Source organism: Nocardia blacklockiae (assembly GCF_015477355.1).
In the GTDB taxonomy this organism is placed as follows: Bacteria; Actinomycetota; Actinomycetes; order Mycobacteriales; family Mycobacteriaceae; genus Nocardia; species Nocardia blacklockiae.
Genome location: NZ_JADLRJ010000004.1, coordinates 624,279 through 647,478, shown reverse-complemented (window position 1 = coordinate 647,478; position 23,200 = coordinate 624,279). Strand labels below are relative to the sequence as shown.

The window sequence follows — 23,200 nt, the reverse complement described above, 5'->3', positions numbered from 1 at the left end:
TACCCCGTCCGGTACGGCCGCTCGCACGGACCTCAGCTGAACAGCGCCTGCACGAACGGCACCGAGTCCGGCAGGGACGCGTTCACCGTCCCGCTGTGGTCGGTCGGATAGACCTTCAGCGTCATGGGCTGCCCGTTCGCCGACAGCACAGCCGCGTATCGGAGCGTCTCCGGTGTGATGACGTCGGTGTCGCGCAGGCCCTGGCCCAGGAACAGGGGCTTGTCGAAGCCGGATTCGGGCAGGCCCATGTATCCGGCGAGCACGCCGTGGAAGTCCGGGATCTCGGCCAGCGGGCGGGTGAACAGATCGCCGATCACGACCTTGCGCGCCGCCAACTCGTCACCCAGCGACAGCAGGCAGTCGGTGCGGGCCCGCTCGAGCCAATAGCGGCCGGCGTCGTTGAGGAAGGACTCGATGTTCAGTTCCGGGTGCGTGGTCCGCAGCCCGTTCAGGACGTACAGCGCGTACCCGCTGCTGTGCGGACTCAATTGCACCGGCGGCACACCCGGGCCGATGGGGGTGAAGATGTCCTCGATGTAGGCGGGCACCCCCGTGCCGACCGCGCCGCGGTAGTCCAGTTCGGGACCGCCGAATGCGGTGGCGTAGCGCGCGGTGTTCACGGCCGCGCCGCCGCCCTGCGACTGACCGATCACGACCCACTTGTTCGAGACCGAGGAGTAGTGGCGCGTCGCGGCCTTGACCGCGTCCACCACGTTGTGCGCCTCGACCACGCCGTTGAGGTACGGGTGCTCGCCCGGCGTGCCCAGCCCGGCGTAGTCGGCGGCGACGATGGCGTACCCCTGCCTCAGCCAGGTGCCCAGGTACGCCCAGTCGCGCTCGACGTCGCCGGGCCCGCCGACGCTGTAGGCACAGGAATCGCCGAGGCCGACCGTGCCGTGCGCCCACGCCACCACCGGCCAGCCGCCCGCCGGCGGCTCGCCCGGCGGGAAGTACACCGCGGCGCTGGCGACGGTCGGGGCGTCGCCGACGGTGGTGGTCGTGTAGAGCACGCGCTCGGAACTCGCCGAGCCCGGCAGCGTGGCCTGCGCCGACAGCGGCTCGACGGATTCGACGACGCCGACCGGGGCATCCGCGGCCGCGGCCGTGCCGGCGAGTCCGGCCGCGGACAACAGGGCCGTGACCGCGGCTACGCACAGTTTTCGCATGGTGTTCCTTTCGCCGGATCGGGGGCACCGGTCCCTCCCCTGGCGGTGCGAGAAACAGTCTTGCAGTCGGTCAATTGACCACCAGCCCCGGCGCGCCGGTGCGCGTGCCGGACCGCGCGCAGTGGCGCGGCCCACACGGGTCGCACCCGCTCGGCTCTGTGAAGGTCCTCACAGCCGGGAATGACGGGCCGCGAAATCGGTCGGTGGCCGGCATCACTGAAACAGTACGGGCGTTACGTAAAACCCCATGTCAGACCTACTCGGGAGTAGACTTTAGGCATGCAATTGCCGGGCAAATTTTGCAAAATTAGCAAAAGCCCTGGTCCGGCTAGCAGAGATTCACAGTAGCAACAGGTAGACGGTGATTTTTCCGTGTGCCATCGTGTGGAAGTACACCCGATGGGCATAGCAAGCCTGCAAATCGCTGCCCCAGCAGAGTTCGGACATCGCGACGGATCTCCGGACCTGGGACACGAACCGAACGAAGAAGTGGAGTCAGAGATGTCGACTGCCGGCACCCCGAAGACCGCTGCGGAAATCCAGCAGGATTGGGACACCAACCCCCGCTGGAAGGGCATCACCCGTAACTACACCGCTGAGCAGGTCGCCAAGCTGCAGGGCACCGTCGTCGAGGAGCACACCCTCGCGCGTCGCGGTGCGGAGATCCTGTGGGAGCAGGTCAACAGCGGCGAGTACATCAACGCCCTGGGCGCGCTGACCGGCAACATGGCCGTGCAGCAGGTCCGCGCCGGCCTGAAGGCCATCTACCTGTCCGGTTGGCAGGTCGCCGGCGACGCGAACCTCTCCGGCCACACCTACCCGGACCAGAGCCTCTACCCGGCCAACTCGGTTCCGGCCGTGGTGCGTCGCATCAACAACGCGCTGCTGCGCGCCGACGAGATCTCCCGCGCCGAGGGCGACACCTCCGTCGACAACTGGCTGGTGCCGATCGTCGCCGACGGCGAGGCCGGCTTCGGTGGCGCGCTGAACGTCTACGAGCTGCAGAAGGCCATGATCGCCGCGGGCGCCGCCGGCACCCACTGGGAGGACCAGCTGGCGTCGGAGAAGAAGTGCGGCCACCTCGGTGGCAAGGTGCTCATCCCCACCTCGCAGCACATCCGCACGCTGACCTCCGCCCGCCTGGCCGCCGACGTGGCCGGCACCCCGACCGTGGTCATCGCCCGCACCGACGCCGAGGCCGCCACCCTCATCACCTCCGATGTGGACGAGCGCGACCAGCCGTTCATCACCGGTGAGCGCACCGCCGAGGGCTTCTACCACGTCAAGAACGGCATCGAGCCCTGCATCGCGCGTGCCAAGGCCTACGCGCCGTACTCCGACCTGATCTGGATGGAGACCGGCACCCCGGACCTGGAGCTGGCCCGCAAGTTCGCCGAGTCGGTCAAGAGCGAGTTCCCCGACCAGCTGCTGGCCTACAACTGCTCGCCGTCCTTCAACTGGAAGAAGCACCTGGACGACGCCACCATCGCCAAGTTCCAGAAGGAGCTGGGCGCGATGGGCTTCAAGTTCCAGTTCATCACCCTGGCGGGCTTCCACGCGCTCAACTACTCGATGTTCGACCTGGCCTACGGCTACGCCCGCGAGGGCATGACCGCCTACGTCGACCTGCAGGAGCGCGAGTTCGCGGCCGAGGAGCGCGGCTACACCGCCACCAAGCACCAGCGTGAGGTCGGCGCCGGCTACTTCGACGCCATCGCCACCACCGTCGACCCCGAGAGCTCGACCACCGCGCTGAAGGGTTCGACCGAGGAGGGCCAGTTCCACTGAGCGGCAACGAGAGCTGAAAGGCTCTCGCCCACTCGGCAGGCTTGCCCATCCGCCCCGCCCGGCGTCGCTCCGGGCGGGGCGGGGGAGCCGGGATCCGGTTCGCATCACCCGGATCCCGGCCTCCGCCCAGGTGCCCCTTCGTCGGGGCGCTTGTCCGCCCTTCCCGCTGAACAGCCCCAGCGGGGAGGGCATCCTTATAACGTTTCCCCAAGCCACCACAACCAGCAGGAGCGGGACGTGAGCAGCGAGAAGATTCAGCGCGTCGGCATCATCGGCGCCGGACAGATGGGCGCCGGAATCGCGGAGGTGTGCGCCCGGGCGCACGTCGACGTGCTCGTGTTCGAACAGACCCGGGAACTGGCCGCCGCCGGCCGCGCCCGCATCCTGCGCTCGCTCGACCGCGGCGTGTCCAGCGGCAAGATCACCGAGCGGGAGCGCGAGCAGACCGCGTGGCGGCTACGGTTCACCTCCGATCTGGGCGACTTCGCCGACCGCCAGCTGGTGGTCGAGGCGGTCGTGGAGAACGAGGAGGTGAAGACCTCGATCTTCGCCGAGCTGGACAAGGTCGTCACCGACCCGAACGCGGTGCTGGCCTCCAACACCTCCTCGATCCCGATCATGAAGATCGCGATGGCCACCACCAACCCCGACCGCGTGGTCGGCATGCACTTCTTCAACCCGGTGCCGGTGCTGCCCCTGGTCGAGCTGGTGACCACGCTCAAGACCAGCGAGGCGGTGTCCAAGCGCGCGGAGAACTTCGCGGCCGAGGTGCTGGGCAAGCAGGTCGTGCGCTCCGCCGACCGCTCCGGTTTCGTCGTGAACGCGCTGCTGGTGCCGTACCTGCTGTCCGCGATCCGGATGGTCGAGTCGGGCTTCGCGACCAAGGAGGACGTCGACAAGGCGATGGTCCTCGGCTGCGCCCACCCCATGGGCCCCCTCGCCCTCACCGACCTCGTCGGCCTCGACACCGTGAAGTCCATCGCCGACTCCATGTACGCCGAATTCAAGGAGCCGCTCTACTCGGCTCCTCCGCTGCTCATGCGTATGGTCGAGGCAGGTTTGCTGGGCAAGAAGACCGGCGCGGGCTTCTACCAGTACGACCCCAAGCGCTGACGTGCTCCCGTGCTCACGGCCCAGGGGGCCGTGAGCACGGGAAATGTGAGAGGCCACAACTTTTCGGGGCCGAGCAACACTTCGATCCCGACAACGAGACAACGCGCGCATCGGGCATAAGCTGCGAAATGGGTCGGGCTGAACCCCGCGGCTGGAGAAGGAGCGTCCCGCTCATGGTCAATATCACCGACGGCTTCGGATCGAGCATCCTCGGCTACCCGAGGATCGGACCGCACCGGGAACTCAAGCGCGCGCTGGAGTCGTACTGGCGCGGTTCGCTGGAGCGGGAGGAACTGCTCGCGGTGGGGCGCGAGATCCAGGACACCCAGTTCGCCGAGTTGCACGCGGCCGGGCTGACGCAGGTGCCCGGCAACACCTTCTCCTTCTACGACCACATTCTCGACAACGCGCTGCTGTTCGGCGCGGTCCCGAAGCGGTTCGAGCCCTATCGCGAGGGCCTGCACCCGCTGGACTTCTACTTCCTGATGGCGCGCGGCCGCCCGGACCTGCCGCCGCTGGAACTGGTGCGCCTGTTCGGCACCAACTACCACTACCGCCAGCCGGAACTGGACGCCGACACGGAGTTCTCGCTGCACCCCGAGGCCCTGCTCGACGAGTGGGATCGGGCCAAGGCGGCCGGCATCGAGCAGCGCCCGGTGGTGCTCGGCCCGGTGTCACTGCTGCTGCTCTCGAAGGCCGGCCAGGTGCCGGGCGAGGCCGAGTTCGACCAGCTGACCCTGCTGGACCGCCTGCTCCCGGTCTACGAGGAGCTGTTCGAGATCCTGGCCAAGCGCGGCTCGACGTGCGTGCAGCTGGACGAGCCGTGCTTCACCAGCGACCGCACACCCGCGGAACTGGCCGCGTTCGAGCAGGCCTACCAACGACTTTCGACCGCGCCGCTGCGCCCGCGCATCCTGGTCACCGGCCAGTACGGCGACTTCGGCGAGGCCGTGCGCATCCTGGCGGGCACCTCCGTCGAGGCGATCGGCCTGGACCTGGCGAGCTTCCGGATGCGGCCGGAGGAGCTGGCGAAGATTCCCGGCATCCGGCGCAAGCGGCTGTACGCGGGCGTGATCAGCGGCACCAACGTGTGGCGCGCGGACCGCTACGTGACCCTCCAGTACCTCAACGAGCTGGCGCAGGTCTGCCCGGATCTGGTGGTGTCCACCGGCACCACGCTGCTGCACGTGCCCTACGACGTGCTCGTCGAATACGACATCGACGGCAATGTCGCCGACCGCCTCGCCTTCGCGAAACAGAAAGTGCTCGAGGTGGTTTCGCTGGCGAAGGCGCTCACGGAGGGCCCGTCGGAGAAATGGCGGCGACGCCCCGCCGAGGTGCACTTCAAGCAGAAACACGCGGTGCGGCAACGGGTTTACGCGGTGACGCCGCAGATGCGCGAGCGCGAGCCCTACGCCGTGCGCCGGGAAGCCCAGCGCGAGAAGCTGAATCTGCCCGTGGTGCCCGCGACGACGCTGGGCTCGTTCCCGCAGCCCGCCGCGGTCCGCCAGGCCCGCTACGAACTCGGCGAGGGACGGCTGTCCTACGAGGAGTACCGCAAGCGCATCGAGGCCGAGATCGAGTCGACCATCCGGTTGCAGGAGGACATCGGCCTGGACGTGCTGGTGCACGGCGAGCACGAGCGCAACGACATGATCCAGTACTTCGCCGAACTGCTGGACGGCTTCGCCACCACCCACTTCGGCTGGGTGCAGGTGTACGGGTCGCGTTGCGTGCGGCCGCCGATCCTCTACGGCGACGTGGCGCGGCCGCAGCCGATGTCGGTGGACTGGATCACCTACGCCCAGTCGCTCACCGACAAACCGGTGAAAGGCATTGTGACGGGCCCGGTCACGATGGTGGCGCGCTCGTTCGTGCGGCAGGACCAGCCGCTGTACGAGACCGCGGACCAGGTGGCGCTGGCGATCCGCGACGAGCTGGCCGACCTGGAGAAGGCCGGGGTGTCGATCATCCAGGTCGACGAGCCGGCCGTGCGCGAACTGCTGCCGCTGCGGCCCGACGGGCGCACCGAGTACCTGCGCTGGGCGGTGAACGCGTTCCGGCTGGCCACCTCGGGCGTGCGGCCGGAGACCCAGATCCACACGCACATCGCGTATTCCGGGCGGGCCGAGATCGTGCGGGCGATCGAGGAACTGGACGCCGACGTCACCGCGATCGTCGCCACCCGCTCCATCGAGTGGGTGGTGAAGGCGCTGCGGGAGGACGCCGAGGAGGGGCAGGGCCTGTCCCACGGCGTGGGTCCCGGTGTGTACGAGAGCCGTTCGGCGCGCATCCCCGACATCGACGAGCTCGACGAACTGCTCACCGCGGCGGCCGAAGCCGTGACGCCGGAGCGCCTGTGGGCGAATCCCGACGGCGGCTTGAAGACCCGCCACCACTGGCAGCTCGAGCCCTCGCTGCGCAACCTGGTCGCGGCGGCGCGCCGGGTGCGGCGGCGGGCCGAGCGGTAGGCGGTCGCCGCGGGTTAGCCTGAACGGACCAGTTTCGCGACGGGAGATGTGGTCATGGGAATGTTCGACCAGCTGAAGAAGGCTGCCGACCTGGCCGGCAAGCACGCCGACAAGCTCGATCCGGTGATCGACAAGGTCGGTGACGCCATCGACAAGCAGACCGGCGGCAAGTACGCCGAGCATGTCGACAAGGCGCAGGACGCGGCCAAGAAGACGCTGCGCGAGCAGGGCCACAAGTAGCAGCAGACCGACACGGCGGTCCGGATGACGCATCCGGGCCGCCGTTCCGCGTATTCGGACCACCGTCCGGCCCCGCCTGCACCGATTTCCGAGCACCCCGGCATAGCATCGGCTAACGATCTGCTACTCCTCTTCGCGGTGGAAGGGATGGGTGATGCGTTCGCTGGCCGTGCTGCTTTCCACGTTGGGTTTGTGCACGGTATTGGGGGTGAGTGCAGCCTCCGCGGAACCGCCGCCGGTCGTCGAGCCGGTGCGGGACGGGAGCACTTCGCCACCGGGGGCGAATGATTGGCAATGTCGGCCGTCGGCCGCGCACCCCGCGCCGGTGGTGCTCGTGCACGGCACCTGGGGGAACCAGAACAGCTGGGATGTGCTGGCGCCCAGGCTGTCCGCGGCGGGGTACTGCGTCTTCACGCTCAACTACGGACGTGACGCGTCGAGTGCGTACGGGGCGCAGCCGGGGGTCTACGGAACCGCCGACATCCGCGCCTCGGCCGCGGAATTGGGGGAATTCGTCGGACGGGTCCGCGAGGCCACCCGGGCGGCGCACGTCGATATCGTCGCGCATTCGCAGGGCGGCCTGGTGGCGCGCCAGTACATGCGTTTCGGCGGCGGGGTGAATCGTGCCGAGCCCGAGCGGAATTCGGTGGATCAGTTGATCACCGTCGGCGCCACCAATCACGGCACGACCGCCAGTAATCTCGGCTATCTGCTGCCCTCCGGCAGCGCGTCGGATCCGGGCACGGAGATCGTGGCGCGGGTGCTCGGCCGGGCGGCCGCGCAACAGGTCGTGGGGAGCGAATTCCTGCGCGCGCTGAATGCCGACGGCGACACCGAGCCCGGTGTTCGCTACACGGTGGTCGCCAGCCGGTTCGACGAGATGTCGACGCCGCCGGAGGCGACTTTCCTGACCGCCGGGCCGGGCGCGCTGGTCGACAATGTCTGGGTCCAGAGCGTGTGCGCGAGCGACACTTTCGACCACGGGCGATTACTGCGCTCACCCGCGGTGATCCAGATAGTGCAGCGGGCGTTGGATCCGTCGTTCACCGGATCGCGCTGTACCGGATGAACGAAAAAGCGCCCGGGCAATGCCCGGGCGCTTTTCAATTCAGCTGCGTGCGATTCACGGCTGGCCGGTCGCGGCCGCCTGCACGGCGTCCAGGAATTCCTGGCCGCCCTGGATGTAGCCGCCGGCGATACCGCCGACGACCCAGCCGATGGGCGCGGTGATCAGCGACAGGATGCCGAAGCCGAGCAGGGCGCCGATGAAGCCGCCCACGATGACGCCGAGAATCACGCCGACACCGTTCTTGATGACCTGGTCGCGCAGGTTGTCGATGGCGCCGATGTGCTTCAGCTCGGTGATGTCCTCGGCGGTCGGCCGCGGCGTCAGCGTCACCTCGTGCCCGTCGGCGGCGACCAGCTGGGCGATCGGGATCGAGCGGCCGCCGAGCTCGTAGGTCTGCGGCAGTTCGGCGAGCGTCGAGCCGTCCGCGGCGCGCAGTACCACCGCGCCGTTCTGCGCCACCTCGAACCGGCCGTTCTCGACGGTGGTGGTGATCGCGCGATCCACCGGCGAAACGGTGGTGTGGTAATTGACGCCGTGATCGACGCCGGAAGTCGCATCCCCCGCCGTCACTGCCGCCGGCTGTTCGTTGACCGTCGCCGACTCGCCGTGCGCGGTTGCCGCGGTGATTCCCGTGGCGGCAATCGCCATGAAAACGGTAGCAGTGATCTTTCCGAACTTCATTCTGGTGAATTCCTCCCACTTGTCCACCCCGGATGGGCGACCGGGTAAGACCATAGGGCAATTGGATTGCCCTGTCGCGCAGCGGGTTCCCACGAGGGGGGACGAATATGATTGCGTGCCCCCAGAAATGGGGGCGCTGTTCCGGGGCTGTCGAAACGCCTTCCGGCGCTATCGCTTCCGCGCGTCTATGGCGCGCACAATGCCGCGCAGGCCCGCCACGAGCCGGTCCGGATCCGGCGCGACCGACGGGGCCAGCAGCCACTGGATCAGCATTCCGTCGAGCAGTGTGAGCAGCACCGCGCCGATATCGTCGTCGGGGTCTGATTCGTCGGGCAGCAGCATGCCCGCCAGCGAGCGCCGCGCGTCCAGTTGCTTGGCGGACAATTCGTTTCGCACGTCGCCGGAATGCAATGCCTGCGCGAGACTTTCGATATTGGCCGCCCACAGCGCGCGATCTTCGGTGAAGGTGATCGTCAGCTGCCGCAGGAAGGCGGCCAGGCGGCCGTCCGGCTCGGCGGCGTCGCCGGCCGTGGTCGCGTCCAGGATCCGCTGGACGGCCTCGGTCGTCGATTCGACCATCGCCTGATTCAGCAGGGCGTCGCGGGTGCCGAAGTGGTAGTTGATCGCGGCGAGATTACTGCCCGAAGCGGACACGATGTCGCGCACCGTGGTCCGGGCATAGCCGCGCTCGGCCAGGCACTGCTTGGCCGCGGCCAGGAGATCGTCGCGTGTTCCCACGTCGGCAGGGTAGCAAGCCCGGAGTGACAGATGTTTCATACGCATGTTTGTGACAAACGTTTGAAACGCTTGTATGGTTCGGGGTGGTGCTCCCGAACCGATCCGAGAGGTGTCCGATGACCACTCAGCGCCCGCTGTCCCTGTTCGAATCCGGCTACTTCCGCGCCGACGCCCGCTTCGGGTCCGTGCCGGTCGGCGGCATGCCGCTGTTCATCGGATCGACCGTCGAGGGCGAACTCGACGCCGATGTCCTACGCGCGGTGCTGGCCGAATTGGCCGCGCGGCATCCGCTGCTCGGCAGCGTGCACGTCGATGACGGCGGTGTGCCGGTGCTGCGCCGCACGCCCGATCCGAGGCCGCCGCTGGAGGTCGCGGCGGGCGGTGAGATCGAATACGTCCGCCTGGTGAACGAGCCGCAGGACTGGAGCGGTGCGCTGTTCCGCGGGGTGCTGCTGCGCGACGGCGAGCAGAGCCGGGTGGTGCTGGTGATCCATCACGGAATCGCCGACGGCCGTTCGGCTTTCGCGATCCTGGACGAGATGTGGCGGCGCTACACGGCGCGGGTGCACGGTGCGCCGATTCCGGTCGAGGCGCCCGCCGAGCTGCCGCAGGCCGTGGACGAGCGGCTGGCCGCCACGATCACCGCCGCCGAGGTCGAGGAACTGCTCGACCGGATGCGCTCGATGCTGACCGAACCGCCTGCGCGCCTGCCGAAGTCGGCGAGCGTCGGCGCGGTGCGCGGCTTCCTCGCGGCCGAGCGCGTCGAACTGGGGCAGCGGGAGACCGCGGCGTTCGTGGCGGCCGCGCGCGCCGCCGAGATCTCCGTCAACAGCCTGCTCAGCGGGTGCGCGGTGCGGGCCGTGCGCGGGCGGCTCGACGCGCCCGGCGTGCTGTCGATGGTGTGCGGCTACGCGGCGGACCTGCGTGCCGCGCTGGATCCGCGGCTGTCCGACGACACCGTGCTGAACTGCGCCTCGGGCTGGGGAACGCTGCTGGCGGTGGCGCCGGACGCGGACCCGGTGGCACTCGGCCGGATCGTGGACGCCGACGTGCGGGCCGCGCTCGACCGCCGCGATCCGGCGCGAATGGCCTTGGCGGCCAGGCACATTCGCGACGAACAGACCGCGGCGCTGCTCGCCGGTCAGCCCAGTATCGCGCTGTCCAATATCGGTCGGCTGCCCGCGCATCCGGTCCCCGACAGCGTTCGGGTGTTGCGGGACAACGTCTTCGCGATGAACCCGGGCATGCCGCCCAAGCTGACCGCCTTCACCCTCGACGGCCGGCTCACGGTTCAGGTCGAATACGACACCGCCGACCACAGCCGCGAGCAGATGGGCGAGGTCCGCCGGGCCCTGACCGAGCTGCTGCACCACGTCGGCGCGGGGTCGGCTCACATGGTGGCGGCGTCGATGACGAAGCGGTAGCGAACGTCGCTGGCGACCACGCGGTCGTAGGCCTCGTCGATGCGGTCGGCGGAGATGACCTCGATCTCGGCGCCGATGCCGTGCTCGGCGCAGAAGTTCAGCATCTCCTGGGTCTGCGGGATGCCGCCGATCATCGAGCCGGCCAGCGAGCGGCGGAACCCGGCGAGGGTGAAGGGCTTCACCTGCAGCGCGTTGTCGGGCAGGCCGAGGATCACCAGGGTGCCGTCGAGGTTCAGCAGCTTCATGTACCGGTCGATCGGGAGATCGGCGGAGACGGTGTTGAGGATCAGGTCGAATTCGCCGCGCAGCTGCCGGAAGGTCTCCTTCTCGCTGGTGGCGTAGTAGTGGTGGGCGCCGAAGCGGCGCCCGTCCTCCTGCTTGCTCAGCGAGTGGCTCAGCACCGTCACCTCCGCCCCGAGCGCCGCGGCGATCTTGACGCCGATGTGCCCGAGCCCGCCCATGCCGATGATCGCGACCTTCTTGCCCGGGCCCGCGTTCCAGTGCCGCAGCGGCGAGAACAGGGTGACGCCCGCGCACAGCAGCGGCGCGGCCACGTCGAGGCCGATGCCCTCCGGAATCGACAGCACGAAATGCTCGGTGACCACCACCTGGGTGGAGTAGCCGCCGAAGGTGTGGCCGCCGGGCTGGATCTCCTCGGGCACCTTGGTGTTGTAGGTCATGACGGCGTCGCGGGTGCAGTACTGCTCCTCGCCCGCGACGCACGGCCCGCACTCGCCGCACGAGTCGACCATGCAGCCGACGCCGACCCGGTCGCCGACCTTGTGCTTGGTCACCGCGGACCCGACCGCGGCGACGATGCCCGCGATCTCGTGGCCGGGCACGCACGGATAGCTGGTGCCGTGCCACTCGTCGCGGGCGGTGTGGATATCGGAATGGCAGATGCCCGCGTATTTGATGTCGATCAGCACATCGTGCGGCCCCAGGTCGCGGCGCTCGATCGTGGTCTTCGTGAACGGCCCCTCGGGCGACGAGACGGCATAAGCGGCAGCGGTCGTGGTCATGCTTTCATGCCTACTCCCGCATTGTTTACTTTGGCAAACGGCCCGGTCGCGGTAAACAGGTATCACGGGAAGCGACACGCCCGGCCCGCCGTGCTGCTACATATAGAAACACAATCGCCGGGGCCCGACGGGTGTGTTCGAGGCGGGAGTGGCCATGTACGACGATCGTCCGTTCCGGTCCGGCCGGCTGCTGGGTGCGCTGTTCGTCGTGGCCCTGGTCGCGGTGGCCTTTCTGGGTTATCAGGGCGATCTGCCGCGCTGGGCCTTCGGCGTCGGCCACCCGACCGCGACCCTGCTCGGGCCGCCGCTGCCGCCGCTGGATCCGGTCGCCGTCGCCGCGGCCGTGGAACCGGAACTGGTCAACATCAACGTGTCGATCCGGCCGTCCGGCACGAGCGCGGCCGGCTCGGGCATCGTGCTCAGCGCCGACGGGCAGGTGCTCACCAGCCATCACGTGGTCAAGGGCGCGGAGTCGATCAGCGTCGGCGATCTCGGGACCGGCGCGGTGTACGTCGCGACCGTGCTCGGATACGACTCCGACGCCGATATCGCGCTGCTGGCGCTGACCAATGCCCGGGACCTGCCCGTGGCCCGGATCGGCAGTTCGGCCGGGCTGCGCGTCGGGGACGAGGTGCTGGCGATCGGCAATGCCGGGGGCACCGGATCACCGACCGCGACGCCGGGCACCGTGACCGCGCTGGGTTCCTCCATCGTGGCCCGCAATTCCGCGGACTACTCCCGCAAGACGCTGACCGGGATGGTCGAGGTCGCCGCGCCGGTGACCTCGGGGCAGTCCGGCGGCGCGCTCGCCGACCGCTACGGCGCGGTGGTCGGCGTGGTCACCGCCGCGACCGGCGACGCGGCCAAGGCGGCGGGCCGGGCCAGCGGGTACGCGGTGCCGATCGATACGGCCATGGGGGTGGTCCGGCAGATTCGCTCGGGCATGCCGACCGACACGGTGCACGTGGGCCCCACCGCCACGCTGGGCGTGATCACCTCGGACGCCAAACCCACCGGCGCGCGCATCGAATCCGCGGTGTACGGGCTGCCCGCCTACGCCGCCGGGCTGTCCGAGGGCGAGGTGATCACCGCCATCGACGGCCGCGCGGTCACCTCCGTGCAGACGCTGAAAGCCGTACTGAACCAACGCAAACCGAACGACTCCGTGCACCTGGTGCTGACCGAGACCGACGGCACCCAGCGCACGGCGGTCGTGGTGCTGGCCGCGGGCCCGCCGAACTAGACCAGCGACATCCAGTAGTCCTGGAACCGCAGGAACACCAGCACCAGCACCACCGCGTAGAACACCACCACGACGGTCCAGCGCCATTCCGCGACCACGCGCAGCGGCCCGCGCGCGCCGCTCCACAGCTGATCGGTGACGACCGCGAGCAGCACCGGGGTGGCCGCCCACACCACCATGCAGTACGGGCACAGCGCGTTGATGCGGTACAGGCTCTGGAAGATCAGCCAGCAGATGAAGACGATCCCCAGCGCCAGGCCCAGCCACAGCCCGCCCCAGATCCAGCGCGGCAGGCCGACCCCGGCCACGGCCAGCACGCCCAGCGTGACCAGCACCGAGAAGCCGACCACGCCGATCAGCGGATTGGGGAAGCCGAACACCGAGGCCTGGTCGGTCGCCATCACCGACCCGCACGACAGGATGGGGTTGATGCTGCACGAGGGCTTGTAGTCCGGATCCATGAACAGCTTGAACCGCTCCACGGTCAACGTGACCGAGGCGATCCACCCCGCGAGCCCGCCGATCAGCAGGATCCACGCGGAACGCGTCGTCATTTCGCGGCGTTCTCGATGGTCTGGCGCAGGCCGTCCGGCTGCATGAGCTCCTGCGAGCTCTTGACCGCGGTGCCGTTCACGAACACCGACGGCGTGGACTGGATGCCCTCGCCCAGCACGTCCTTGGTGACCTTCTGCACGTACTTGTCGTACTTGTCGCTGGTGATGCACTCCGCGACGGCCGGATCGGTGTAGCCCGCGGCCTGCGCGATCTGCACGATCCGGTCGTTGCTCAGGCCGGTGCCGTTCTCCGGCGGCTGCTGCTGGTACATGGTGGTCAGCCAGGGCAGGAACTTGGCGGGGTCGGCGCCGGCCACGCAGTAGGCGGCGTTGGCGCCGCGCGAGGAGTAGCGCGTGCCCGAGGACATCTTGTCCAGGAAGGCGATGATGTTGTACTCGACCACGGCCTTGCCCGAGGCCACCTCGTCCTCGATGGCCTTGCCGTTGGCCTGCTCGAAGGCCTGGCAGGCGGGGCACTGCAGATCGGCGACGACGCGCACGGTGGCCTTGGCGCCCGGCTTGCCGATCCGGATGGCGCCGTTGTCGGTGATCGACGCGGTGAGCGCGTCCGGCGCTGCCTGCTGCGCGGCGACCGTCGGCGTCGGGCCCGGGTCGTTCTTCTTCGCCTGCTTCACCGCGACGCTGATGCCGATGGCGGCGATGAGCGCGACCAGCACGGCCCCGACACCCACCTGGATCAGGATCGTCCGGGTGCGATCGGCACCCTGCACCGATGCCAGCGGGCTCTTACCACGCGGATTCTTGCTCACCTTCGAGTCGCCTTCCTGTGTCTTCGTGCGGACAGCCGTCCGGTGCCGTCTGCGATGGTACGGGTCGCGCTCGGCGCGGGCGCGGCACCGGCGCCCGACCGGCGTGGGCCCGCCCGGACCACATGATCGCCGGTGAACCTGAGAAACCCCCGAGATTCGCGCCCGCTCAGGACGCCGCGAGCCGGCGCTGCTGTTCCGCGACGTCGAATTGCGCTGCGGGCCAGTCCAGGTCGAGCCGGGTCAGCGCGTCGATCAGCAGCTCGGTGACCGCGAGCCGGGAGAACCACTTGCGGTCGGCGGGCAGTACGTACCAGGGAGCGCGCTCGGTGGAGGTGCGGTCCAGGACCGCCTGGTAGGCCTCGCGGTAGGCGGGCCAGAAGCCGCGCTCGTCGATGTCGTTCGGGTTGAACTTCCAGTACTTGTCGCGGCGCTCCAGGCGCTGGGCCAGCCGCTTCTTCTGTTCGTCCAGCGAGACGAACATGGCCACCTTGACCAGCGTGGTGCCGGAGTCCACCAGTTCGCGCTCGAAGTCGTTGATCTCGTCGTAGCGCTCGCTCCACACCTGCTCGGGCACCAGGTTGTGGACCCGGACGACCAGCACGTCCTCGTAGTGCGACCGATCGAACACGCCGATCTGCCCGCCGCGCGGCAACTGCTTGCGGATCCGCCACAAGTAGTGGTGGCGTTTCTCCTCGGCGGTCGGCACGCCGAAGGCGGCGTGGTCGACGCCCTGCGGGTCCACCGAGCCGATGACGTGGCGCACGATGCCGCCCTTGCCGGCCGTGTCCATGCCCTGCAACACCAGCAGCACGCTGCGGGTATCGCCGGAGCGGCCGTTCGCGAAGAGCTTCTCCTGCAGGTCCGACAGCACCTCGGCGCGCTGTGCCAGCAACGCCGCGCCGATCTTCTTGTCGCCTTCGAAGCCGGGCGTGGCCGAGGTGTCGAGCGCGCTCAATTCGATGCCGTCGGCGCGCAGTGCCTCGGTGACCGGGGTGGACCACGGGGATTTCGCCATAACAGTGCAGTATGGCCGCTCGCGCCGGGAATGCGTCGAGGCGCGGCCCGCGTCAGTGGATGCCGGCCAGCTTCATCAGCTGGGCGGCGAGGTCGGTGTCGGAGACCGGGGTCAGCACCAGATCGGCCGCGGTCGTCAGCAGATAGCGGCCGTCGCCGCTGAAATCCAGCCAGGTGCGGTGGCGGGTGGGCGGCGACATGGGGTTGTCGGGGGCGACGCTGACGGTGATGAAACCGCGCGCGTCCACCGGTTCGCGCAGCTTGCGGCGGAAGCGGGCCGCGCCGTGGCGGCCGTTGGCGTCGAACGGGGGCGGCGGGTCGGGTTTGAGCACCTCGTCCTGCGGCTCGCGCATCGCGGCCTGTCGCCCGGGCGGCGCCGAACCGATCACCTCGACCAGTTTCGCGCCCAGGGCGCGGGCGTGGCAGACCGTGACGGTCACGGTGTCGGGGCCCGCGACGAGGATGCCGGCGTGGTGGTGCACGACCGCGGCGAAGGCGAGGATGCGCTCGGGCCGGTCCGGGTCGGTGGTGCCGGAGCGCTGACCGGTGAGGGTGACGGTGGTGGCGTCGGTGCGCGCGCACAGCATCAGGGCCGCGGTCAGATCCGGGTCGGTGTTGCGGGCGTAGCGGTGCCGCAAACCCAGTGCGGCGTACTCGGATTCGGTGCGGGCGGTCGCCGCCGGCATCATATTTACGGGGTAAGGACGCCGGTCCAGACCGGTCTCGGTAGCCCAGACGTGCGTGAACTCGTCCGGGGTCAGCACCCATTTCACTACTGGCGACCCCCGCTCGAGCCGGGCCCGGGTGGCGCCGGTGCGAATCGGGGTACGCGATCCCCGGACGCGGGCAGGGTCGGGTTGTAGACGTAGGCGAGTACGTCGCGGGCGTCGGCCAGGGCGGCCGCCGCCCGCACGTCGTATTCCATTCGTCGCCGGCCGCCGTGCACGACCTCGGCGGCCGGGTCGTCCAGCGGCTGATAGGGCGGTGGCGGCGGCGGGAGCGCGTCGCGGATGGCTTGGGCGGCTTCGGCATCGGCCTCCAGCAACCGCTGCACGGCCGCGCAGCTCTCGGCCACCGCGCCGCCGCGGGCGACGAGATCCAGGGTGGCCCGCACCGCGGCGTCGCGGGCCTGACCGGACCAGCGCGCGAACTCCGCGTTCGTACTGTCGGCGAAGGCGCGGAAGGCATCGCCGACGAGTTCGGCGTTGCGCTGCCAGGCGTCGGCCGCCTGGCCCAGCGCGCCCGGGTCGAGGGCCTCGTGCACCAGGTGCCAGATCTCCTGGTGGTCGAGCGCGCCGAAGACCTCGCGATCGGGGACGTAGGGGGGATCGAAGGCGGGCGATAAGGGCGGGTCGCCGGACGTCACGGCGCGCTCGTCCGCGGTCACCGATCCTCCGGGCGGGCAACCAGTTCCAGGGCCGCGCGGTTGGCGGCCTCGGCCTCGGCGAAATGCTTGCCCGCGGCCAGGTAGGCGGCCTTGAACAGCAGCGCCGTCTCCTGGAAGGCGAGCACGGTGTCGAGGAATTCGCGGCCCTTGCCGCTGAACCCGCGCGCGAGCTGACGCCCCGAGGGCAGGTCGGCGAAGCCGGTCACGGTGGTCAGCTGGTGTTCGGTCGCGCCGACCCGCTGCAGTTCCTCGACGAGCCGATCGCAGGCGGCGGCCAGATTGCGCGCCACGTCCTCGGCGATCTCGAAGTCGGAACCCGTTGCCGCGGCATACAACTCGCGGGCGGCCTGCTGTCCGGTATCCGGTACACCCACCCGTCGATCCCCCTTCCGCGCACCCACCTGTCCGAATCGGGACATTACCGGAGAGTAGCCAGCCGGGACGCGGTTCGAGATTGTGACGCGGCACACCATTCCCCGCGCGGGCTTGTGAAAGCCGTTGCGGCGAGCGAATTTCCGAATGCCGCGTCGAGGCCGCGCGGTGCGGTCCGGAAGACGAGGAAGACGGCGCGAGCGGGGAGGACCCGCCCGCCCGCACAGGGGAACCGCCTTCGCGTGGCGCATATGTGACGCCGGGACGGTGCCGGTCGGGCGCGGCTCAGTGCGGCCGGGTGGCGCTGACGTACTGCATCAGCCCGTGCACCTGCTGCTCGATCTCCACCAGGCCCTGCTGGGCGAACAGCCGCGGGAAGGTGTCGGTGTCGAAGACGCGCAGGCCGCCCGCGCCGCCGATGGCGGTGCTGACCCGGCCGAACCAGGTGTCGTCGCGGTGGCTGGTGCTGATCGCGATCCGGCCGCCCGGGGCGAGCACCCGGATCATCTCGCGGGCCGCCACCATCGGGTCCGGGATCAGGTACAGCGCGCCGAAACAGCAGACGGCGTCGAAACTCTCGTCGGGGAACGGCAGCCGCCGGGCGTCGCCGCGCACGTACCCGGCTCGCGGTCCGCGATTGTCGGCCAGGGCCCGCCGCAGCATGGGCACCGAGAAGTCGATGCCGACCGCGTAGCCGTCGCCGGTCAGGTGCTCACTGAGATACCGGGTGAAATTGCCGGGGCCGCAGGCGATGTCGAGCACCTTGCGGTCGCCGCGCAGGCGCAGGGTGCGCACGGCGTCGCGGCGGTCGGCCTGCATGGTGCGGCCGGTGGCCACGAAGAAGCTGGTCGGCCGCCACGCGCGCTCGTAGGCCAGCGCGAAGGCCGGGTGGTTCATGGTGCGTCGCGCGAAGTTCACTCGGCCGCTCCCGCCCGCTCCACCTCGATGGTCATGCCGGCCCGGCGTAGTCGCTCGGTGAGCGGGTCGCCCATCGCCGCGGCCGGGGTGAGAATGCCACCGCCCTCGGGCAATTCGTCGAACGCCAGGCTCAGCCCGGACTCGCCGAGCAGCACCGCCGTGGCCTGGTAGCCCGGGTCGCCCTGCCCCGCGAAGGTGCAGACGTACTTCGCGCCGGAGGTGGTGTGCGCGAAGGTCTTCATGGTGAACCAGCCGTTGCGCCGGGCCTCCTCGCCCGGGCCGGTGCCCGGCTTGGGCAGCACCCGGTCGAGCAGCCGCCGCCCCACCGACACCCGCGACAGCAGCGCCCCGGTCGCCAGGCCCGCCACGATGCCGCCGGCGATGCCCGCCGCGACCAGCGGCGCGGCGGCCGACTTACCGGCGCTCATCACCTCGCGATAGCGGAAGTTCTTGCCGTACACCCAGCCCAGCAGGCCGTTGCTGCGCCGCACGATCTTGGTGTTGTGCGCGGCCATCACGAAGGTGGCCACCCAGCCGTCGAGGCTCGGGTCGATGCTGGACGCGCGGGCCAGCGCCTGGTCGGTCTGCCGCCCGACATCGGGGTCCAGCGACTTGTCCGGGCTCAGCGAATACGGGTGCGACAGCACCGCGCCCTTGGCCGGATCGGCGGCGACGGCCTCCATCATGGCGCGCCCGCTGTCGATCGTGCCGCCGCTGGCGCCGCCCTTGAGCCAGGCGACGAGGGTGGTGTCGGTCAGCTCGCCGGTGTTGTCCTCGACCGTGCGCCGGTACAGCCGGTACACGCTCAGATCGGACGGAACCGAGTCGTAGCCACAGGAATTCACGATCTTCGCGCCGCTGGCCACCGCCTGGTCGTGGAACCGGTCGATGCACTCGCGGATGAACAGCGGCTCGCCGGTGAGGTCGGCGTAGTGGGTGCCGGCCTGGGCGCACGCCTGCGCCAGCGGCAGCCCGTAGCGCAGGTACGGGCCGACGGTCGTGACGACCACCCTGGTCCGAGCGGCCAGCTGGTCCAGCGCGCACTGGTCGGTCGAATCCGCCACCAGCAGCGGCCATTCCGCCGCGGCCGGGCCCAGCCCGTCGCGGATCTGGGTCAGCTTCTCCGGGGAGCGGCCCGCCAGGGCGATCCGTGCCCCGGCCGGTGCGGCGCTCGCCAGATACTGCGCGGTGAGCCTGCCGACGAAACCGGTCGCGCCGAAGAGCACGAGATCGAATTCCCTGTCTGCCATGGAGTTTCCCCTCTGATCGCGGGTCACGCTTTTTTGCGTCGTTTTCCGGCGGCCGCCTGCTTGCGTGCCGGGGTGGTCTGTTTCACGAGGTCCGGGCGCTGGGCGAGCCAGGCGTGGTGGGCCTTGCCCAGTTCGGTGACCGGCGGATCGCCGTAGAGCCATTCGCGGGCGATGCGATGCCAGTTGGCGGTCGCCTCCAACTGGCCGAGCACGCCGAAGGTGAGGAAGTCCGCGCGCCGCGAGAACAGGTGCTCCGGCGGCAGGTTCTGCTGCTTCATCCCGGCGTACTCGCCGGCCCGCGGGTCCACGGCGAGCACGAACGCGCCGCTGGCCAGCTCCGGGGTGATGGTCAGCTCCTCGTCGACCACCGCCCATTCGCACGCGGCCAGCACGTACTCCAGGCACTCCTCGGGCGAGACCTCGTCGGGCGCGTCGATCACCCCGCGGTCGATCATGATCTGCCACAGGTCCTGCGCGCGGTCCTCGGCCGCGGCCCGGATGCCGGCGATCTCGGCCTGCACGTGCCGCGGGTCCATCCGGTTGAACAGGCCGAAGTCCAGGAACGCGACCCGCCCGTCCTCGCCGAGCAGCAGGTTGCCCGGGTGCGGGTCGCCGCAGAACTCGTTGAAGCTGAACAGCGAGCCCACGTAGAAGCGGTAGATGATCTCGCCGACCCGGTTGCGCTCGGCCGCGGGCAGGCCGCGGATCTCCTCGAAGCCGCGCCCGGGGAAGTACTCGCTCACCAGCACCCGGGTGCTCGACAGCTCCGGCATGGTCGACGGGACGACGATGAACGGGTGATCGGCGTACAGCTCGGCGATCTGGCGCTGGGTGTTGGCCTCGGCGACGTAGTCGAGTTCGCTCTCCAGGTTCAGCCGCAGCTCGTCGAGCACCGCCGGGGTCACCCACGGCATCGCCGACTGGAGCACCCGCCGGAACATGGCCAGGTTCTTCAGGTCCGCGCGCACCGCCACGTCGATACCGGGGTACTGCACCTTCACCGCGACCTGCCGGCCGTCGTGCAGCCGGGCCCGGTACACCTGCCCGATCGACGCCGCGGCGATCGGCTCCGGCTCGAATTCGGCGAAGACCTCCGCCAGCGGGCGGCCGTAATCCTCCTCGACCACCGCGCGCATGGTGTCGAAGGACACGTTCGGGGCGCTGTCGCGCAGCACGGCCAGCCGGCGCTGGAAGCGTTCGCGGTGCTCGGGCGGGACCAGGTCCAGGTCCAGCACCGACAGCATCTGACCGAGCTTCATGGCGACGCCCTTCATGGTGCCCAGCACCATGACCATCTGCTCGGTCGCGCGCAGCATCGACTCCTCGGCCATCCGCGCCCGCACGGCCTCCGAGCGCCCGCGCATCGAACGGCGGGTGCGCTGTGCGCGAATGACGTTGCCGGCCACGGCCACGCCCAGCTTCGTCCCCCGGGCGAATCTGGACGTCGGCAGCTCTTTCGCCATTGAACCCTCCGTTGGTGCCGACGCACGGCGGACGCGAACCGCCCCCTGCCGATCTTCAGACTAGCCAACGCGGCACGCTCCGGCCCAGCGGTCGAGCACGGCCGGAGGAAGCGGGTTTCGGTCTAGTCGGCGGCGTCGAACGGGTCGGGCAGGCGATGGGGATCGGCGTTGAACTTCTCCGGGGAGCCGCCCGCGCGGACCATGCCCTCGATGGCGCTCCAGGCCATCATCGTCATGTGGTCGAGCATCTTGTCGGCCGACATGGTGCGGTTGGTGATCCACCAGTCGGTGGCCAGCTGGACGCCGCCGACCAGGACGTAGGCGTAGAGCTGGATGCCCTCGGTGGCGATGCCGCGGTCGAAGGCCTTGTCCTGCAACACCGCCGCCACCACGTCGGCGAACAGCTTCTCGAAGTCGGCCAGGGTGGACTTGTCGGTGGTGGAGCCGTTGCCCATGATGAACCGGTAGACGTCGGTGTCGGCGTCGACGGTGTGCACGTAGGCGGCGAGGGTGTTGCGCACCAGCTCGTACTCGTCGAGGTCGTCGCTGATGGCCTCGTAGATGCGCGGCATCAGGGTGGTCTCGATGAACCGCTCCATGGTCGCGCGGGTCAGATCGCTCTTGTCCGAGAAGTATCGGTAGAGCACCGTTTTCGAGACGCCGATCTCGGCGGCGATCTCGTCCATGCCGACCTCGCCGCCGCGTTTGCGGATCGCGGCCAGGGTGCCGTCGACGAGTTCCTCGCGCCGATCGATCTTGTGCTGGTGCCAGCGCTTCTTGCGGCCGTCCACCCGGGCCGGGCGGGGCGGGTTCGCACCCTTGCGTGCCGCGGTCGCTCCGGTGGCTCGCTTGCCGACCTCGACGAGATCTTCGGTGGACAGGATGGACTCCTCGGTGGACGGTGCTGGGCGCCTCCAGCTTAGGTCCTCGCGAACGCGCGTGTTCCGTCTTCGGTCAGGAGCCGCACGTCGAGTAGGGGGTGGGCGGGTCACACCGGGCGGGTCGGCGGCAGCGACCAGAATGGGAAATATGGAGCGATCTGCCAGCAGTGCATCCATCGCCGGCGCGCAGCCGGCGGCGGCCCTCGAACCCGCTGCCGGAGTGGGCGAAAACACAGCCGGCGCGCCGGCTCGCCGCCCGGCGCCCGCGCCGGGATCTCCGGGGCCGTCGTCGTTCGCCGATCTGATGGACGAGTCCGGTAAGAAGCGTGATCTGCGGCGGATGAAGATCGTCGCCACCGGTTTCCTGGCCGCCGCCACGGTGGTCTATCTGTTCTGCTGCTGGCTGGGTTCGCGCGGCGAGGGCGGCGCGTGGGTCGGGTACGTGCGCGCGGCGTCGGAGGCCGGGATGGTCGGCGCGCTGGCCGACTGGTTCGCGGTCACGGCATTGTTCCGGCATCCGCTCGGGCTACCGATTCCGCACACGGCGATCATCCGCAAGAAGAAGGACCAACTCGGCACCAGCCTGGGCGATTTCGTGCGGACCAATTTCCTCTCGCCGGACACCGTGGCGGAGAAGGTCAACACGGCGCAGATCTCGCTGCGGCTCGGGCGCTGGATGGCCGACGCGAATCATGCCGCCCGGGTCTCGGAGGAGGCCTCGACGATCCTGCGCGCGGTGATCGGCGCCCTGCGCGACGAGGACGTCGAGCAGGTGATCGACAACACCATCGTCAAGCGCATCGCCGAACCGCAGTGGGGACCGCCGCTCGGGCGGGTGCTGGCGGAACTGCTGGCCGAGAACCGGCAGGCGCCGCTGCTGGATCTGCTCGCCGAGCGCGCGCACCAGTGGGCGCTGGGCAGCCAGGAGACCCTGGACCGGATCGTGCTGCGCGACGCGCCGTCGTGGGCGCCGAAATTCGTCAATGTGCTGTTGTCGGAGAGAATTTATCGGGAATTGGTCGAATTCACCTGGAAGATTCGTTCCGACCCCGAGCACGAGGTCCGGCTGGCGGCCAACCGGTTCCTCGAGGATTTCGCACACGATCTGCAGTACGACGAGGCCATGATCGCCAAGGCCGAGCGGGTGAAGGCGGAGATCATGGGCCGCGAGGAGATCACCGGAATGGCCCGGGCCACTTGGCGCGCGGCCAAACGGATGATCTTGGAATCCGCCGACGACCCGCACAGCACGCTCCGCCGCAAGATCACCGAGAACGTTCAGCAATTGGGGCAGCGTCTGGTCGACGAACCGCCGCTGCGGGAAAGGGTGGATTCGTGGGTCGAGCGCGGGGTGCGCTACCTGGTGGCCAACTACGGGGCCGAGATCGCGACGCTGATCAGCGATACGGTGGCGCGGTGGGACGCCGACGAGGCGAGTCGCAAGATCGAATTGCAGGCGGGTCGTGATCTGCAATTCATCCGCATCAACGGAACGGTGGTGGGATCGCTGGCGGGCCTGGCGATCTACGCCATTTCACACGCGTTGTTCCCGGGCTGGTCGGCATAGCCGCCGTACCGGTGCTAGCAAGGGTGCTTGCAAGAGTTAGCACCCTGTTTTAGAATCGACCGTACAACC

General features: G+C 69.5%; 22 protein-coding genes. 8 read left to right on the top strand and 14 right to left on the bottom strand.

Annotation, left to right across the window (positions count from 1 at the left end; genetic code table 11):
* Positions 1–32 precede the first annotated feature (32 nt).
* The gene (locus tag IU476_RS15940) at positions 33–1,166 is read right to left on the bottom strand and encodes an alpha/beta hydrolase (RefSeq protein WP_195100849.1); all 1,134 of its coding nucleotides are present in this window, start codon (positions 1,164–1,166) and stop codon (positions 33–35) included.
* Between the two features lie 501 nt (positions 1,167–1,667).
* Here IU476_RS15940 and aceA point away from each other — a divergent pair.
* The 5 genes from aceA (at position 1,668) to IU476_RS15915 (ending at position 7,847) form a co-directional block, all read left to right on the top strand.
* Positions 1,668–2,954, top strand: coding sequence for an isocitrate lyase (gene aceA / locus IU476_RS15935; protein ID WP_195100848.1), 1,287 nt, complete (start codon positions 1,668–1,670; stop codon positions 2,952–2,954).
* Positions 2,955–3,191: 237 nt separating this feature from the next.
* The gene (locus tag IU476_RS15930; protein WP_195100846.1) at positions 3,192–4,067 is read left to right on the top strand and encodes a 3-hydroxybutyryl-CoA dehydrogenase; all 876 of its coding nucleotides are present in this window, start codon (positions 3,192–3,194) and stop codon (positions 4,065–4,067) included.
* Between the two features lie 173 nt (positions 4,068–4,240).
* Positions 4,241–6,538, top strand: a complete 2,298-nt coding sequence (gene metE, locus IU476_RS15925; protein ID WP_195100844.1) for a 5-methyltetrahydropteroyltriglutamate--homocysteine S-methyltransferase — start codon at positions 4,241–4,243, stop codon at positions 6,536–6,538.
* Positions 6,539–6,592: 54 nt separating this feature from the next.
* Positions 6,593–6,778, top strand: coding sequence for an antitoxin (locus tag IU476_RS15920; RefSeq protein WP_195100842.1), 186 nt, complete (start codon positions 6,593–6,595; stop codon positions 6,776–6,778).
* A gap of 208 nt (positions 6,779–6,986) precedes the next feature.
* Positions 6,987–7,847 (top strand): esterase/lipase family protein, encoded by an 861-nt coding sequence (locus IU476_RS15915; protein ID WP_324194072.1) that lies wholly within the window; start codon positions 6,987–6,989, stop codon positions 7,845–7,847.
* Positions 7,848–7,901: 54 nt separating this feature from the next.
* Here IU476_RS15915 and IU476_RS15910 read toward each other — a convergent pair whose 3' ends face one another.
* Positions 7,902–8,495: a DUF8020 domain-containing protein gene (locus IU476_RS15910; protein ID WP_228823676.1), complete on the bottom strand. Its 594-nt coding sequence runs from the start codon at positions 8,493–8,495 to the stop codon at positions 7,902–7,904.
* Positions 8,496–8,696: 201 nt separating this feature from the next.
* Complete coding sequence (locus IU476_RS15905) at positions 8,697–9,266, bottom strand: TetR/AcrR family transcriptional regulator (protein WP_195100839.1); 570 nt, start codon at positions 9,264–9,266, stop codon at positions 8,697–8,699.
* A gap of 116 nt (positions 9,267–9,382) precedes the next feature.
* Here IU476_RS15905 and IU476_RS15900 point away from each other — a divergent pair, with 116 nt between their 5' ends.
* A complete protein-coding gene (locus IU476_RS15900; RefSeq protein ID WP_195100838.1) occupies positions 9,383–10,690 on the top strand; it encodes a phthiocerol/phthiodiolone dimycocerosyl transferase family protein in 1,308 nt (435 codons plus the stop codon).
* Here the strand turns inward: IU476_RS15900 and IU476_RS15895 are convergent.
* Positions 10,657–11,712, bottom strand: coding sequence for an NAD(P)-dependent alcohol dehydrogenase (locus IU476_RS15895; RefSeq protein WP_195100837.1), 1,056 nt, complete (start codon positions 11,710–11,712; stop codon positions 10,657–10,659). The two genes, IU476_RS15900 and IU476_RS15895, sit on opposite strands and share 34 nt — an antisense overlap.
* A 154-nt stretch (positions 11,713–11,866) precedes the next feature.
* Between IU476_RS15895 and IU476_RS15890 the strand changes: the two genes are divergently transcribed.
* Positions 11,867–12,955, top strand: a complete 1,089-nt coding sequence (locus tag IU476_RS15890) for a S1C family serine protease (protein WP_195100836.1) — start codon at positions 11,867–11,869, stop codon at positions 12,953–12,955.
* Here the strand turns inward: IU476_RS15890 and IU476_RS15885 are convergent.
* The 10 genes from IU476_RS15885 to IU476_RS15840 all read right to left on the bottom strand — a co-directional run bounded on the left by IU476_RS15885 (position 12,952) and on the right by IU476_RS15840 (position 21,474).
* Positions 12,952–13,509 carry a vitamin K epoxide reductase family protein gene (locus IU476_RS15885; protein WP_195100834.1) on the bottom strand — a complete coding sequence of 186 codons (558 nt, stop codon included), beginning with the start codon at positions 13,507–13,509 and terminating at the stop codon, positions 12,952–12,954. The two genes, IU476_RS15890 and IU476_RS15885, sit on opposite strands and share 4 nt — an antisense overlap.
* Positions 13,506–14,279, bottom strand: a complete 774-nt coding sequence (locus IU476_RS15880; RefSeq protein WP_195100832.1) for a DsbA family protein — start codon at positions 14,277–14,279, stop codon at positions 13,506–13,508. The genes IU476_RS15885 and IU476_RS15880 overlap by 4 nt, the downstream gene beginning before the upstream one ends.
* A gap of 166 nt (positions 14,280–14,445) precedes the next feature.
* Positions 14,446–15,294 carry a polyphosphate kinase 2 family protein gene (locus IU476_RS15875; RefSeq protein ID WP_195100830.1) on the bottom strand — a complete coding sequence of 283 codons (849 nt, stop codon included), beginning with the start codon at positions 15,292–15,294 and terminating at the stop codon, positions 14,446–14,448.
* A gap of 52 nt (positions 15,295–15,346) precedes the next feature.
* A complete protein-coding gene (locus IU476_RS15870) occupies positions 15,347–16,057 on the bottom strand; it encodes an ESX secretion-associated protein EspG (RefSeq protein ID WP_324194087.1) in 711 nt (236 codons plus the stop codon).
* Between the two features lie 8 nt (positions 16,058–16,065).
* On the bottom strand, positions 16,066–16,680 hold the full coding sequence (locus IU476_RS15865) for a hypothetical protein (RefSeq protein ID WP_228823675.1): 615 nt from the start codon (positions 16,678–16,680) through the stop codon (positions 16,066–16,068).
* Positions 16,677–17,054, bottom strand: coding sequence for a hypothetical protein (locus tag IU476_RS15860; protein ID WP_195100825.1), 378 nt, complete (start codon positions 17,052–17,054; stop codon positions 16,677–16,679). Before IU476_RS15860 ends, IU476_RS15865 begins: the two co-directional genes overlap by 4 nt.
* Positions 17,055–17,337: 283 nt before the next feature.
* Positions 17,338–17,970, bottom strand: coding sequence for a class I SAM-dependent methyltransferase (locus IU476_RS15855; RefSeq protein WP_195100824.1), 633 nt, complete (start codon positions 17,968–17,970; stop codon positions 17,338–17,340).
* The gene (locus tag IU476_RS15850) at positions 17,967–19,220 is read right to left on the bottom strand and encodes a saccharopine dehydrogenase family protein (protein ID WP_195100821.1); all 1,254 of its coding nucleotides are present in this window, start codon (positions 19,218–19,220) and stop codon (positions 17,967–17,969) included. Before IU476_RS15850 ends, IU476_RS15855 begins: the two co-directional genes overlap by 4 nt.
* Positions 19,221–19,243: 23 nt before the next feature.
* On the bottom strand, positions 19,244–20,683 hold the full coding sequence (locus IU476_RS15845; RefSeq protein WP_195100819.1) for an ABC1 kinase family protein: 1,440 nt from the start codon (positions 20,681–20,683) through the stop codon (positions 19,244–19,246).
* A 122-nt stretch (positions 20,684–20,805) separates the two neighbouring features.
* Positions 20,806–21,474 (bottom strand): TetR/AcrR family transcriptional regulator, encoded by a 669-nt coding sequence (locus IU476_RS15840; protein ID WP_324194071.1) that lies wholly within the window; start codon positions 21,472–21,474, stop codon positions 20,806–20,808.
* Between the two features lie 394 nt (positions 21,475–21,868).
* Between IU476_RS15840 and IU476_RS15835 the strand changes: the two genes are divergently transcribed.
* Complete coding sequence (locus IU476_RS15835; protein WP_228823784.1) at positions 21,869–23,131, top strand: DUF445 domain-containing protein; 1,263 nt, start codon at positions 21,869–21,871, stop codon at positions 23,129–23,131.
* Positions 23,132–23,200: the final 69 nt, after the last annotated feature.